Origin of the sequence: Streptomyces sp. RB17 (assembly GCF_009604455.1) — a bacterium.
Taxonomy (GTDB): domain Bacteria; phylum Actinomycetota; class Actinomycetes; order Streptomycetales; family Streptomycetaceae; genus Streptomyces.
In genome coordinates this window covers 96,395-110,670 of record NZ_WEGL01000006.1, presented here as the reverse complement: position 1 = coordinate 110,670, position 14,276 = coordinate 96,395, and the positions used below count along the sequence as shown (strand labels likewise).

Genomic DNA, 14,276 nt, shown 5'->3' with positions numbered 1-14,276 from the left:
GTTAACAGCCCGCCGAGGCACGGTTCAGCGCACGGGCGGCACCGAGACGGCCATGACCATCTCCATCGGTACGTCACCCTCGTTGCCGTAGGTGTGCGCGGTACTGGCCTCGAACGTGGCGCTCGCGCCGGTCGGCACCAGGTGCTTCACGCCGTCCACGGTGAGGGTCAGTTCGCCGGCGGTGACATGGACGAGTTCCACCGTGCCCACCGGGTGCGGTTCGGAGGGGCTCTGCTCGCCGGGCATCAGCCGCCAGTCCCACATCTCCAGCGGTCCCGGCGCCTCCGTGCCGGCGAGGAGGCGGTTGTAGCTGCCGGCGTCCGTGTGCCACAGCCGTACGGCCTGGTCGGCGGGGACGATGCGGACGGTGGGGCCCTGTTCGTAGTCGAGCAGGGTGGTGATGCTGATGCCGAGCGCGTCGCCGATCTTGACGACGGTGCCGATGCTGGGGTTCGTCCGGGCCTGCTCGATCTGGATGAGCATGCCGCGGCTGACGCCCGCGCGGGCGGCGAGCGCGTCCAGGGTGAAGCCGCGCTCGGTGCGCCAGCGCTTGACGTTGCGCGCCAGGGACTGGGTCAGCAGGTCGAGGTCCGACACATCACGTCCATCGATGAGGGTTCAATATACGGGATGACAGAGTTCACTTGACTGAACTACGGTGGGGTGTACCCGATCGTTCATCGAACTGTACTGCGAGGCCGGCCGTGACAGCATTCTTCGCCCTGACCACCAGCCTCCTGTGGGGGCTGGCCGACTTCGGCGGCGGACTGCTGACCCGGCGTACCCCCGCGCTGACGGTCGTGGTCGTCTCGCAGGCCATCGCGGCGGCGGTCCTCGGCGCGATCGTCGTCGCGACCGGCGGCTGGAGCGAGGCCGGGCCCCGCCTGTGGTTCGCCTTCGCCGCCGGGCTGGTGGGACCGGTGGCGCTGCTCTCCTTCTACAAGGCCCTGGCGCTCGGCCCCATGGGGGTCGTGTCGCCGCTCGCGACCCTGAGCGTGGCCGTGCCGGTCGGCGTGGGGCTGGTCCTGGGCGAGCGGCCCGGGCTGCTCCAGGTCGCGGGCATCGCGGTCGCCGTCACCGGCGTCGTCCTCGCCGGCGGTCCCCAGCTGCGCGGCGCGCCCGTACAGCGGCAGACGATCCTGCTCACGCTGGTCGCGGCGCTGGGATTCGGCACGGTCTTCGCCCTGATCACGGAGGCCTCGACCACGGTCACCGGCCTGTTCCTCGCCCTGTTCGTCCAGCGGCTGACGAACGTCGCGGTCGGCGGGGCCGCGCTCGCCGTCTCCGTCCGGCGGGGCGGCCGGGCGGTGCCGGAGGGTGGCTTCCCCTGGGCCTCACTGCCCGCGCTGGCCTTCGTCGGACTCGCCGACGTGGCCGCCAACGGCACGTACGCGATCGCCGCCCAGCACGGCCCGGTCACCGTGGCGGCCGTGCTCGCCTCGCTGTATCCGGTGGTGACCGCGCTGGCCGCGCGCGGCTTCCTCAGCGAACGGCTGCGGGCGATCCAGGCGGCGGGCGCGGGGCTGGCACTGCTCGGCACGGTCTTGCTGGCGACCGGCTGAGCCGCCCCCGGCCTCCAGTCCTGGCCGAGCCGCCCCCAGTCGCCGGTTGCGACCGGGTCGGCCTTCGGCTTCCAGCCCCGGCCGGGTGGGGCTTCGGTTTCCATTCCCGCCCGAGCCGACCCTCGACCCCGCCCCCGCCCCCCCATTGCGGCCGAGCCGCCCTCAATCGCCACTTGCGACCCGGACGGCCGTCCGTTTCCAGTCCCGGCCGGGCCAACCCCCGACCTGCAGCCCCAGCCAAGCCGACCCTCGACGTGCAGTCCCGACCGAACCGCCCCCGGCCTCCCCGTTCCGACCGAGCCGACCCCAATCACCGCTTACGACCGGATCGGCCATCCGCTTCCAGTACCGGCCGGGCCAACCCCCGATCTGCAGTCCCGACCGAACCGACCCTCGACCTGCAGTCCCGGCCGAACCGCCCCAGCCTCCCCATTGCGGCCGAGCCCCCCTCAATCGCCACTTGCGACCCGGACGGCCTTCCGTTTCCAGTCCCGGCCGGGCCAACCCCCGACCTGCAGTCCCGACCGAACCGCCCCAGCCTCCCCGCTCCGACCGAGCCACCCCCGGTCTGCAGACCCGGCCGAGGCGCCCTCAGCCGCCAGTCGCGGCCGGGTCGGCCTTCGGTTTCCAGCACCGGCGGGTCAACCCTCGACCTGCAGCCCCAGGCGAATCGCCCCCGGCCTCCCGTAACGGCCGAGCCGGATCCGGCCTCCCAGGCCCGGCCGAGTCAGCCCTCCGTCTCGAGTTGCGCGAGTCGGGCCGCCCCGTCCTCGTCCAGGCCCGCCAGGGCCCGCAGCTGCTCCGGGGTCGCCCCCTCCGGGATGGGCACCGGGGCGGGTGTCCTGAGCGGGGGCTGCCAGCCCCCCTCGGACGTCCAGCGCCGTACGACGCGGGCGGGTGCGCCCGCCACCACGGCATGGTCCGGCACCGTGCCCCGTACGACCGCGCCGGCCGCGACGACCACGTTCCGGCCGATCCGCGCGCCGGGCAGGATCACCGCGCCGGTGCCGATCCAGCAGCCCGGGCCGATCTCCACGGGCTCCATGCGCGGCCACTGCCTGCCGATGGGCTGGTGCGGGTCGTCGTAGGAGTGGTTGGTGGAGGTGACGTAGACGTACGGGCCGAAGTAGCAGTCGCTGCCGATGGTGACCGCGGTGTCCGCGATGACGTGGCTGCCGCGGCCGAGGACCACGCCGTCGCCGATGCGCAGGATCGGGTCCGGGCCGAGGTCCAGGTCCGGCATCAGGCCCGCGGTCAGCGTGACCTGTTCGCCGATGATGCAGTGGGAGCCGAGGTGGATCCAGGGCTCCCCGAAGACCGTGCCGAGCGGGAAGGCGAGCCGCGTGGCTTCGCCGATCGCGCCGAAGTGCAGGCGGCCGGGGTGGTCGGCGGTGACGGAACCCGTGCGCTGGGCCCAGGCCCAGGCCGCGTGCACCGCGCGTTGGGCGAGGCGGCGGCGCCAGGACGAGAACGTGTTCTTGGGCTTCGGCACGGGCTTACGTTACTCAGCGGTTGCCTTCGGCGAGAGGGTGGGCTGCTGTGATCTTTGCCCCACCCTTTGTCGTACCGTGCGGGGTACGTACGGATACGAGGAGACGGTGATGACACAGCAGGCGCTGATCGTGGGCATCGGCGGCAGGGACCCCCAGGTCGATCCCGAGGCGTTCGTGGCGCCCACGGCTTCCGTGATCGGGGACGTCTCGCTCCGCTCCGGGGCCAGTGTCTGGTACGGGGCTGTGGTGCGCGGGGATGTCGAGAGGATCACCGTGGGGGCGCAGGCGAATGTGCAGGACAACGTCACTTTGCATGCGGATCCCGGGTTTCCGGTCAGTATCGGGGAGCGGGTGTCCATCGGGCACAACGCGGTGGTGCACGGGGCGACGGTCGAGGACGACTGTCTGATCGGGATGGGGGCGACCGTGCTGAACGGGGCCGTGATCGGCGCCGGGTCGCTCGTGGCCGCTCAGGCTTTGGTGCCGCAGGGGATGGTGGTGCCGCCGGGGTCGTTGGTGGCCGGGGTGCCGGCAAAGGTGAGGCGGGAGCTCACCGAGGAGGAGCGGCAGGGGGTCACCCTCAACGGCACGATGTATGCCGAGTTGGCGAAGGCGCATCGCGGGGTGCATCAGTAGGCGCGTTCGCGGCTGCGGGTGGCTTGTCGCGCCCACGCGGCGGAGCCGCATGTCGTTGCAGCCCCTCGCCCCGGTCGGGGCGCCTCATTCGCCGGCGCTGACAGGCTCGGCTTCTCGTTCCGCCGTCTGGGCCTTCTTCGCCTTGCGCTTGATGATCAGCATGGTGGCGAGGCCGAGCAGCACCGCCGCCGCCAGGCCCACGTAGGAGAACTTCTTCAGCCAGCCCTCGGCGACCACGCCGATGTAGTAGACGGCGGCCGTGGTGCCGCCGGCCCAGCAGATGCCGCCGAGGACGTTGGCGATGAGGAACTTCCAGTACGGCATGTGCAGGACGCCCGCGAGCGGGCCGGCGAAGATGCGCAGGAGGGCGATGAAGCGGCCGAAGAAGACGGCCCACATTCCCCACTTCTCGAAGGACCGCTCGGCGGTGGCCACATGGCCCTCGCTGAAGTGTCTCGGGAACTTGTCGCCCAGCCAGGCCAGCAGCGGGCGGCCGCCCTTGCGGCCGATCGCGTAGCCGATGGAGTCGCCGATCACGGCGCCCGCGGTCGCGCACGCGCCGAGGACGACCGGGTTGATGCCCGAGTGCTGCGAGGACATCAGCGCCGCCGAGACCAGGATGATCTCTCCGGGAAGCGGGATGCCCAGGCTCTCCAGTCCGATCACCAGGGCCACCACGGCGTAGACGGCGGCCGCGGGCACCGTGTCGAGCCATTCCTGGACGTGCACCGCGGGATCCTCCCCTGTCGCTGTCCTTGCCTTCCGGGCTGCCGCATGTAAAGCGCGCCCCACGGGAAGGCTACCTGGTCGGCGGTGAACGGCGGCTTGCGCGCGCCCGCCCGGCGGCACCGTCCCGCCCTCGCGCCTTCGGTTTTCGGACATCCCCGTGTCACGCGGGAGGGGAAGGCTCCCCGCGGTATCGCCCGACCCCGCCTCCCCCAGGTCCCCGCCGCGGGACCCGCTGCGGAAGGACGACGTCCCCGTGTCCTCACCGTCTCCGTCCCCCTCGCTCTCCTCCCCGCCGTGTCCCCGCACGGCGGACCCGCTCCCCGTCGACTCCGCTGCCCTGCCGGACCCCGCCGCCGAGGCCGCTCCCCGGCCCGCGTCCCCCCTCGCGGCCCGGCACATACGGCTGGCCCTGTGCCTGGCCCCCCTGCTGCTCGCCGTCGGCTGGGCCGCCGCCAACCGGCCGGTGATGTACGAGGGCGTACGGCGGCTGGTCGCGGCCGATCCGGGGTGGCTGCTGGCCGGGGCCGGCTTCACCTGTCTGAACTGTGTGGCGGCCGCGTGTGTCCGGCAGGGCGCCCTGCCCGACCGGGTGCCCCCGGGGCTGCTGCTGGCCTCGCAGTTCGCCGCCGGTGCCGCCAACCACGCGCTGCCGGGCGGGCTCGGCGCCCACGCCGTCACCCTGCGCTTTCTGCGGGGCCAAGGAGTGCCGCCGGCCCGGGCGACCGCGTCGATCGGGCTGTACTCGCTGGCCAAGTCCGGCGCGAAGACCCTTGTGCTGCTGGTGTTCCTCGCGGCGTCGCCGGCCTGGCGGCGCCTCGGGGACCTGGTCCCGGACGGGCGGCTGGCGGTCCCGGTCGCCGCCGTCGTGGGCGGGGCCGTCGCGGTCGCGGGGGTGCTGCTGACGGTCGTACGGCCGCTCAGGCGGCCGGTGGCCGGGCTGCTGCGCTCGGCCCTCGCCGATGCGCGGGAGGTGCACACGCGGCCCTGCCGGGTGGCCGCGCTGTGGGGCGGGGCGGTCGCGATGCCGCTGGTGCAGGGGAGCACGCTGGCCTGTGTCGGGGCCTCGCTCGGGCTGGGGCTGTCCTGGGAGCACGTGGTGCTCGCCTATCTCGCGGCGGGCACGGCCGTCGGGGCGGTTCCGGCGCCGGGCGGGTTCGCGGTCGACGCGGCGCTGGTGTGGACGCTGGTCACCTTCGGCACCGCGCCGGCGGCGGCCACCGCGACGGTCATCGGCTACCGGGTGCTGACCGACTGGGTGCCGCTGTTGCCGGGCACCCTGACGCTGTCCGCGCTGATCCGCGCGAAGGTCCTGTGAGCCGGGTCACTCGCGGCGCGCCACCAGGCGGTAGGCGTTGGACAGGCCCAGGCGGTTCGACAGGGGGCGCATCGCGAACCGGTCCAGGAGCGTCGCCGTGAGGAGCGCGGGCACCCCCGCGAGGAGGAGTGCGGTGCGGGCGATGCGGCGCGCGGCACCGGGCGGCTCGGACAGCCAGGGGGCGTCCTCGCGCGGGGCGGCGTGGTCGAGGGCCAGCCAGACCGCGGCGAGCAGGTCGACCGGATCGTGCGCTTCGGCGTGCTGCTCGGCGACCACCGTGAAGCCCAGCTCGGTCAGCCGTCGCCTCAGGCCCGCGACCGGCACGAAGTGCAGGTGCTGGGGCTGGAGCCAGGGCAGCCACCAGCGGCCGAGCAGCCGGGCGTAACGGCTCTCCGGGTCCGGCACCTCGATGAGGAGATGGCCGCCGGGGCGTACGACGTCGTGGGCGGCACGGAGTTCGCGGTCCGGGTCGGTGCTGTGCTCCAGGTAGTGGAACATGCTCACCACGTCGTAATGCGCGGCCAGTTCGGGGGCGAGATCGGGGAAGGCGCCGCGGTGGGCCTGGTCCACACGGCCCTCGCGGGCGGCGAGTTCGACGCCGTCGGTGAAGTCGAGCCCGTCGAAGACGGTGCCCGGCAGGACGGCGCGGGCGCTCGCGCAGAAGTGGCCGTGGCCGGTGCCGACGTCCAGCCAGGTCTTCGGAGCGGGGTCGTACGGGAGCATCGCCTCGGCGCGGGCCCGGTACATGGCACCACGGCCGCCGAAGGTGCCGCTCATGCGCTGTTCGCCGAGGCCGTCGTAGAAGTCCCGGTAATAGAACTCCAGGCCCTCTTCGGTGAGTCGGGGGTTCTGGAAGAGATGGCCGCAGTCGGCGCAGCGGTCGAGGGTGAAGCGGCCGGGCTTGTGCTGGAGGAGGTCGGTGGTGCGCAGGCGGGTGGCGAGCCGGTCCGAGCCGCACCAGGGGCAGTCGGGGCGGCGGGCGGCGAAGAACCGCTGCGTGCCGGCCGCCAGATCCCTCTGGTAGGCGGGGCGCAGGGCGGCGATGCGGGCCGTCCTGTCGTGGTGATCGTTCTCGGTCATCGGCACTCCGCTGCGAGTCGTTCGAGGTGGGCCGCCGCGGCCCGGGCGCCGCCCGCCGCGCGGAACGCGGTACGGATCCGGGCGGCGGCGGCCCGGTGGGCGGGATCGGTGAGGACGGTGTCGAGGGCCGCGCCCAGCCCGTCCGCGCGGACCCGGCCGAAGCGGACCCGGACGCCGGCGCCGGCGTCCACGACCTGTGCGGCCACCACGGGCTGATCGTCCCGAATGGGCGCGACGACGAGCGGAACGCCATGCCAGAGGGCCTCGCACACGGTGTTGTGTCCGGCGTGGCAGGCGACGGCGTCCATCCGCTCCAGCAGCGCGAGTTGGGGCACGGACGGAAGGATCAGGACGTCCTTGTCGCCGGGCGGCACCGTGAGGGCGCCGCCCGGGTCGGCGACCACCGCCTGCACCCGGTCGGCGCGTTCGCGCAGTGCGGTGCGGCACTCGACGAGGAACCGGCCGCCCGCGTCGGCGTTCGCCGTGCCCAGGGTCACCAGGACCTTCGCCCGGGCCCGGTCCAGCAGTTCCCAGGGGAAACCGGGGCCCGCCGGGCGGTCGGCGAGGGAGGGGCCGACGTAGTGGATGTGCGGTGCCAACGGCGCCTGAGGGCCGATGAGTTCGGGTGTGCTGAAGATCAGCAGCAGGTGCGGCGAGGAGCGTGGGTCGGCGGTGCCGGACGGGTCCCCGATGCGGGCGCGCAGGTCGGTCAGGCGGTGCCGCAGCCAGGTGGCGACCTTCGGCAGGCCGTCGTAGGCGCCGGTGAACTCCGCCGAGGTGGTGGCCGAGGTGGCCCACGGCAGTCCGAGGCGTTCGGCCACCAGGGCGCCGGCGAAGGCCTGCTGGTCGGCCACCACCACGTCCGGGCGGAACGCCTCGGCCGCCGCCCGGATCCCCGGTGCCATGGCGTCCGCGAGCGGGAGCAGATACCACTCCCACAGGAACTTCAGCGCCTCCGCACCGCGCAGGTCCGGCGGCCGTACGGCGCCCTCGGCGCCCGGCACCGGACCGGCGCAGCCGAACACCTCGGCGTCCGGGCCCGCGAGGCGCCGCACCAGCGCCGGGTCCGCGCACACCCAGGCCACGCGGTGCCCGTGCGCGGCCAGCCGGGCGGCGACACCGACGGCCGGGTTGATGTGCCCGGTCAGTGGCGGCACGACGAAGAGGAAGGCGCTCATCGCACCCCCGCCCCGGCGCGGATCAGGTCCAGGACGTGCCCGCCGACGGCCGCCGACGCCTCCACCAGCACCGAGTGCTCGTGCCCGGGCAGCACGACCGCCCGGTAGTCCGTCAGCAGCGTCCGCAACCACGGCACCAGGTCCGCGAGGTCCGACTCGCCGCCGTACACGCCGAGGACGGGGCGGCGTACGGTCCTGATCGCGGCCTCGGTCAGCACCCGGCTGGCGGGGATGTCCCGGGCGAGGGTGGTCTCGCGGGCGAGCCGGGCCGCGCCCTTGGCCAGCCGGGCGGTGTTGTGGCCGCGGTGGGCGGTGATCCAGGCGAGGGCGCCGGGCTCGTTGTGCGCGAGTTCGGTCATGACCCGGTCGAGGATCTGGCCGAGTTTCGCCGCCCAGGCGGGGGTCGCGGGCTCGGACTCGATCAGCGTCAGACTGGCCGTGCGCTCCGGGTGCCGGGCGGCGAAGCCGAAGGCGATCGTTCCGCCGTAGGAGTTGCCGACGAGATGGACGGGCCCGGTGACGGCGAGCCGGTCGAGGAGGGCCTCCAGGTCGTCGATGTTGTGGTCGAGGGTGTAGCCGTGCGGCGGGCGCTCGCTGCGGCCGTGGCCGCGCAGGTCGTACATGACGACGTCGAGTCCGGCCGCGGCGAAGCGGGGCGCGACGGTGAAGTAGTAGCTGGCCAGGCTGTCGGTGAGCAGCCCGTGCACCAGGACGACAGTGGCGTGCCGGACACGGCCGTCCGCCGGTCGCATGCGCTGGACGTGCAGCCGGACCCCGCCGGCGTCGGCCATGGCCACGGGTCAGCCCGCCTGCGCGGTCTTCAGGCTCCACACCACGTACTCCACGAGCCGGCCCACGGTCAGCTCGATGATCTCGTCGAACTCCATGCCGGCCAGGAACTCGGCGAGGTTGACCCGCCGCCCGTAGCGCTCCTCCAGCAGCCCGGCCAGGGTGACCAGGTCGATGCTCTCCAGCTCCAGGTCGCGGTTGAAGGTGGTGGACATACCGATGGCCACGTCGTCGTCGCCGTACTCCGCGAGCACCGTGCGGAGCATGCCGGTGAGATCGGCGAGCACGGTGTCGGCGGTTGGCTGCGCCGGGGCCGGCTGGATGGCGTTCATCGGGGGTGCTCCTCGGTTGTTTCGTCGGGGTGTCCGGGGTCGGCTCCATGCCCGGTCGTCCAGGCCCCGACGTAGGTGCGCTGCGGCAGGGCGGGCGGGTTGGCCACCAGGGCGCAGTGCACGGTGTAGAGGCGTTCCAGGCGGCCTGAGACCAGCAGCCGGCCGCCGTCCGGCGCGGTCTCCAGTACCGCGAAGTCCCGTGGGCGACCGCCGAATCCGGCGCCCTCGGCCTTGGCGACCGCCTCCTTGGCGGCCCAGAACCGGGTGAACCACACGGCCTCCCCGCCGTTCGCCGCATGGGCGCGCAGCAGGCGCAGTTCGGCCGGGCCGAGCGCGGTGGCGAGGGTCGCCGGGTCCCGCTCGGTGACCTCTTCGATGTCGATGCCGGGGCCGGGCCGCGAGGTGTGCGGCCGGACGATCGCCACGGCCGCCTCGGCGCGATGGGCGAGCGAGACGTCCAGCGGGGGCAGGGTACGGCCATGCACACCGGAGACGTACGGCCGCCCCAAGTCGTCGTTGTGCACCCGAAGTTCCGCAGGGTAGACGGGGCCTTCGCCGTGCTGCCAGAGCCACTGCCGTACGGCGTCCTTGACGGCGATCCGGCCGAGCAGCCACTGCCGGCGGCCGCGCGGCGGGCGGTCGGCGTACTCGGCCCGTTCGGCGCCGCCGAGCGAGTTGCGCATGATCAGCTCGCGGGAGGCGAGGTCGGGCCAGCGCTCGTGGACCAGCGTCCAGCCTCCGGGCATGGCCTGGGAGAGGGTGTTGCGCTCCGGGAAGCGTTCGACGGGGCGGGTGGTGGGGTCGTTGTCGAAGCGGCGGTCCTGCCAGCCGCCGATCACCGCCCACACCCGGCCGCCGACGGTGAGTTCCGCGTCGGCCTCCAGGACGGTGTCCGTGAGGGCGGTGATGCGCAGCACGCAGCCGACCTCGGCGCCGGGGGCCGGGTACGGTCCGTGGAACCGCAGGTGCCGCATCCGCACGGGGAAGACGACGGTCCGCTCGGTACGGGTCGTCATGATCCAGTACCCGAGAAGCTGGCCCACGTTGTCCAGCAGCGCGCCGGGGGCGGCGGGCGCGGTGATCACTCCCCGGATGTGCCGTTCGCCGATCGCGGTGAGGTCGGTCAGGCCCTGGAAGCCGGGACCGTGGAACATCCAGCGGTCCCGGTAGAGCTGGGCGGCGGTGTGCTCGGGGCGGCGCTCGGAGGCGTCCGGGAGGGGGCTGGGCGGCGGCGGTGCGGGGTGGCGCGGGGCGAGGTCGACCGTGGCACGGGCCGTGGGACCGAAGGCGACGGTGACGCGGTCCGGGTGGCCGGCGGTCGGCGTGACGGTGACCGGCACGTCGACGGGGGGTGTGGCGGTGAGCCAGCGGTCGAATCGGGCGTCGTGCACGGCGACCGCCCGCAGGCCGGGGGCCGCCGCCTCCGCCGCGTCCATCATGTGCCGGACGATCGTGGTGGCCGGGACGACCGGCCAACGGTCCTCAAGATTTGGCCAGTTGGGGCGCTGCGGGAAGAAGCAGTGGTCGAGGAGGTGGGGCATGGCGTGGGGGGAGATGTGGAGAGTGGTGGTCGTCGGGGGCTGGGTCGGGGTCGGGGGTGTGGTGGGGGTGGGGGGCGACGTGGTCGGTCCGGGGGGCGAGGAGGGATGAGGGGTCGGGGCGGCGGGTGCGGGAGGCCGAGTGGGCCGGGGGGACGGGGTGGCGGGCTCAGAGGTGATGGCGGGCCGGGGGGACGGGGTGGCGGGAACGGGCGCCGGGGCAGGCCCTGGGAGGGGGGCGGTGCGCGCGAAGGTCCCGGCAGGCCGCGGCGCTGGGACAGCCGTGGCGGACTGAGGGCACGGGGCGGCAGGCGCGGGGGCCGTGGCTGCGGCTGCGGCTGTGCCTGCGGCGCTTGTGCGGTCACGCCGGACGCTTGCCGCGATCAACTCCGCCGCTGTGTCGGCGGTCTCGCGCAGCAGGGCGGTGAGTTCGGCGGCTGCCGGGAGGTGCGGGGCGAGGTCGTCGAGTTGGTCGAGGGTGGGTGCGGGGGCGCCGTCCGGGTGGTTCATGGGCGCGGGGCGTGCCACGGACGGTCCGGGGCGCAGTTCGGCGCGGAGTGCGTCGAGTACCGGTCCGTCCAGCGAGACGAGGGCACTGCCGAGGTCGAGCCGGACGGGCGGGCGGCGCCGGTATGCCTGCGCCGCGGTTGCGGTAGGGGGTGGCACAGGATCCGGGGTCGTTGCGGTGCGCGTCGGCGCGGCGGGCGCGATCACCGAGGTGGGTGGCGGCGAGGTGGGTGGCGGCGCGGCGGGCCCGGACGCAGTGGCGCAGGCCGGCAGTGCCGGTGTCACGGTCGCTCCCGCGACCCACAACGCCGTGCCCACGCGGCGCAGTTGGGGAATCCCGCCGCGCTCCGGCGTGTTGGCGGCCACGGTCAGGTGGTCGCGGTCGCCGAGGGTGTCGCCGATCAGGGAGGTGAGCCTGCCGGGGCCCGCCTGGACGAAGACGCGGTGCCCGGCGGCGTACAGGGCCTCGGTCAGCTCGCGGAAGCGGACGGGTTCCAGCAGATGCCGTACGAAGAGCTCGCGCACCGACCGCTCGCTGTGCGGGAAGGGCGCGGCGGTCGTCCCGGACCACACCGGAGCGGTCGGCGGGTGGAGCCGGAAGCGGTCGGCGGCCGCCTTGATGGGCGCGAGGTACGGCTCCAGCATCGGCGTGTGGAAGCCGGAGCGGAAGGGCAGCACCTGGCAGATCACGCCCTGCGCGCGCAGGGACCGTACGAACTCCGCGACCGCCGGGCCGGGTCCGCAGACCATGGACTGGCGGGGCGCGTTGTCGTGCGAGAGCACGATCCCGGCGTCCGCCCAGGACTCGGCGAGCAGGGCGCGGACGTGCGCGGCGGAGGTGCCGAGGGCGGCGAAGACGAGCCCGGGGACGGTGACGGTGTCCGGGTCGAACTCGGCCATGAACGCGTCCACTTGGTCCGGATCGTACAGACCGCCCGCCGCCATGGCCGTCCACTCGCCGACGCTGTGCCCGGCAACCGCGTCGGGCACGACACCCATGCGGCGCAGGGCCTGGTCCAGCAGGCGGCCCACGCCGACGACCCCGAAACCGTGCCGGCCGACGTCACCGACCCGGACGTCCGTGCCGGGCAGCGCGGTGAGGCCGAAGTGGGCGGCGATGTCGTCGGTGCGGGGCGTGAAGTCGCCTTCCAGGCCGGGGAAGACGAACGCCAGCCTGCCGCCGCCGGCCGGGCCGAGCAGCGGGCCCGGCCGGAACCACACATCGCTCCGGCCGTGCCAGCCACGTCCCTTGGCGACGGCGCGGCGTGCCAGGGCGAGCCGCCTCGGGGTCGGATCCACGATGCCGAGCCGGACCGGGCCCGCATCGGGGCGGGGCCGGCCCGGATCGAGACCGGCGGCGAGGACGCCGGAGTCCTCGGCGCGGAGTACGGCCGCGAGGCGCGGCACATCCCCGGCGGCGAGCAGCAGGATCCGCTCGGGCTCGGTGACCTGCGCGGAAGCGGACGCCGAACGCGCACCGCACGCCACGTCCGGCACCAGCCGTCCCGGCACGCCGCCCTGCGCCCCCGAACCCGAACCCGCACTCCCCGACCCCTTACTCCCCGGACCGCCACGCGTGGCCCCCGCACTCCCCGAACCACCTCGCGCTGCCTCCGCACGCCGGGAGCGGGCAGGCGCGGCCCCCGCCGGGGCGGACGACGCGCTCCCGGCCTCCCCCGGCGCGGAACCGAGGCCCGGCGCCTCCTCCAGGACCACATGGGCGTTGATCCCGCCGAAGCCGAACGCGTTGACGGCGGCCCGGCGGACCGGCTGCCGGGCGTCCGTCTCCCAGGGGCGAGCCTGCTCCAGTGTGCGGAAGCGGGTGGCGGCGAGGGCGGGGTGGGGGTCGTCGCAGTGCAGGGTGGGCAGGAGGGTGCGGTGGTGGACGGCGAGGGCGGCCTTGACCAGTCCGGCGACCCCGGCGGCCGGCATGGTGTGGCCGATCATGGACTTCACCGAGCCGAGGACGGGGCGGAAGCCCTGCCCTGCGGCGGGCCCGAACACCTCGGCGAGGGTGGCGAGTTCGGCTGTGTCACCGGCGGGGGTGGCGGTGCCGTGCGCCTCCAGCAGGCCGAGGGAGTCCGGTGCGGCGGGGTCGAGCCCGGCGGCCCGCCAGGCCTGGCGCACGGCTCTGGCCTGCCCGCCCGGGTCCGGTGCGGCCGGGCCCGCCGTACGGCCGTCGCTCGCCACGCCCGTGCCGCGGATCACCGCGTACACGCGGTCGCCGTCGCGTGCGGCGTCGTCCAGCCGCTTCAGTACGACGACGCCCGTGCCCTCGCCGATGAGGAGGCCGTCGGCGTCGCGGTGGAAGGGGCGGATGCGCTGGCTCGGGGACAGGGCGCGCAGTTGGGCGAAGACGCTCCAGAGCGTGATGTCGTGGCAGTGGTGCACTCCCCCGGCCAGCATCAGGTCGCAGCGGCCGGTGGTGAGTTCGGTGACCGCCTGGTCGACGGCGACCAGGGAGGAGGCGCAGGCCGCGTCCACGGTGTAGGCGGGTCCGCGCAGGTCGAGCCGGTTGGCGATGCGGGAGGCGGCCAGGTTGGGGACCAGGCCGATCGCGGACTCCGGACTGTCGGGGCCGAGCCGTTCGGTGAACGTCGTGCGGATGCGGTCGAGTTGGTCTGCGGACAGGTCGGGCAACAACTCGCCGAGGGTGCGGGTCAGTTGTCCGGCGGTGCGTACGCGCTGGTCGAGGCGGACCAGGCCAGGGGTGAGGTAACCGCCGCGGCCGAGGGCCACGCCTATCCGGTCCCGAGCCGGGAGCCGTTCCTCGCCGCCGGCGTCCGCGAGCGCGGCGGCGGCCACGTCGAGGGCGATCAGCTGGTCCGGCTCGGTGCCGGGCACCGAGGCGGGCATGATGCCGTAACGGGTGACGTCCACCTCGGCGAGCCCGTCCACGAATCCGCCGCGCCGGCAGTAGATCCGGTCGGGGGCGGCGGGTCCGTTGGCCGCGCCGGCCCGGTAGTAGTCGGCGTCCCAGCGGTCCGCCGGGACGTCGCCGATCGCGTCGGCTCCGTCGCGCAGATTGCGCCAGTAGGCGTCGAGGCCGGGGGCGCCGGGCAGCAGCACCGCCATCCCGACGATGGCTGTCGCCACGGGAGTTCGACGTTCCGTCAT

11 protein-coding genes are annotated in these 14,276 nt (G+C 74.4%); 3 read left to right on the top strand and 8 right to left on the bottom strand.

From position 1 onward, the window contains the following. Positions 1 to 24 precede the first annotated feature (24 nt). Complete coding sequence (locus SRB17_RS25700) at positions 25 to 597, bottom strand: XRE family transcriptional regulator (protein ID WP_323376236.1); 573 nt, start codon at positions 595 to 597, stop codon at positions 25 to 27. 107 nt (positions 598 to 704) lie between these two features. On the opposite strand from SRB17_RS25700, the gene SRB17_RS25695 reads away from it, so the two are divergent. Further along, a complete protein-coding gene (locus SRB17_RS25695) occupies positions 705 to 1,562 on the top strand; it encodes a DMT family transporter (protein WP_323376235.1) in 858 nt (285 codons plus the stop codon). Between the two features lie 727 nt (positions 1,563 to 2,289). On the opposite strand, the gene SRB17_RS25690 is transcribed toward SRB17_RS25695, so the two are convergent. Continuing rightward, positions 2,290 to 3,054 (bottom strand): acyltransferase, encoded by a 765-nt coding sequence (locus SRB17_RS25690; RefSeq protein ID WP_323376234.1) that lies wholly within the window; start codon positions 3,052 to 3,054, stop codon positions 2,290 to 2,292. A gap of 109 nt (positions 3,055 to 3,163) precedes the next feature. Here SRB17_RS25690 and SRB17_RS25685 point away from each other — a divergent pair, with 109 nt between their 5' ends. Then, entirely contained in the window at positions 3,164 to 3,691 is a 528-nt protein-coding gene (locus SRB17_RS25685; RefSeq protein ID WP_153542527.1) for a gamma carbonic anhydrase family protein, read from the top strand. Positions 3,692 to 3,775: 84 nt separating this feature from the next. Here the strand turns inward: SRB17_RS25685 and SRB17_RS25680 are convergent, their stop codons facing one another. Further along, complete coding sequence (locus SRB17_RS25680) at positions 3,776 to 4,420, bottom strand: DedA family protein (RefSeq protein ID WP_323376233.1); 645 nt, start codon at positions 4,418 to 4,420, stop codon at positions 3,776 to 3,778. Between the two features lie 253 nt (positions 4,421 to 4,673). On the opposite strand from SRB17_RS25680, the gene SRB17_RS25675 reads away from it, so the two are divergent. After that, positions 4,674 to 5,735: a lysylphosphatidylglycerol synthase transmembrane domain-containing protein gene (locus SRB17_RS25675; protein ID WP_416237087.1), complete on the top strand. Its 1,062-nt coding sequence runs from the start codon at positions 4,674 to 4,676 to the stop codon at positions 5,733 to 5,735. A 6-nt stretch (positions 5,736 to 5,741) separates the two neighbouring features. On the opposite strand, the gene SRB17_RS25670 is transcribed toward SRB17_RS25675, so the two are convergent. From SRB17_RS25670 to SRB17_RS25650, 5 genes are read right to left on the bottom strand one after another with little or no spacing between them, the layout of a single operon-like run. Beyond that, positions 5,742 to 6,815, bottom strand: a complete 1,074-nt coding sequence (locus tag SRB17_RS25670) for a class I SAM-dependent methyltransferase (protein ID WP_153542525.1) — start codon at positions 6,813 to 6,815, stop codon at positions 5,742 to 5,744. After that, positions 6,812 to 7,993, bottom strand: coding sequence for a glycosyltransferase (locus tag SRB17_RS25665; protein WP_153542524.1), 1,182 nt, complete (start codon positions 7,991 to 7,993; stop codon positions 6,812 to 6,814). The genes SRB17_RS25670 and SRB17_RS25665 overlap by 4 nt, the downstream gene beginning before the upstream one ends. Beyond that, positions 7,990 to 8,784: an alpha/beta fold hydrolase gene (locus SRB17_RS25660; protein ID WP_153542958.1), complete on the bottom strand. Its 795-nt coding sequence runs from the start codon at positions 8,782 to 8,784 to the stop codon at positions 7,990 to 7,992. The genes SRB17_RS25665 and SRB17_RS25660 overlap by 4 nt, the downstream gene beginning before the upstream one ends. Positions 8,785 to 8,793: 9 nt before the next feature. After that, positions 8,794 to 9,114, bottom strand: coding sequence for an acyl carrier protein (locus SRB17_RS25655; RefSeq protein ID WP_153542523.1), 321 nt, complete (start codon positions 9,112 to 9,114; stop codon positions 8,794 to 8,796). Further along, on the bottom strand, positions 9,111 to 14,276 hold the full coding sequence (locus SRB17_RS25650; protein ID WP_153542522.1) for a type I polyketide synthase: 5,166 nt from the start codon (positions 14,274 to 14,276) through the stop codon (positions 9,111 to 9,113). The genes SRB17_RS25655 and SRB17_RS25650 overlap by 4 nt, the downstream gene beginning before the upstream one ends.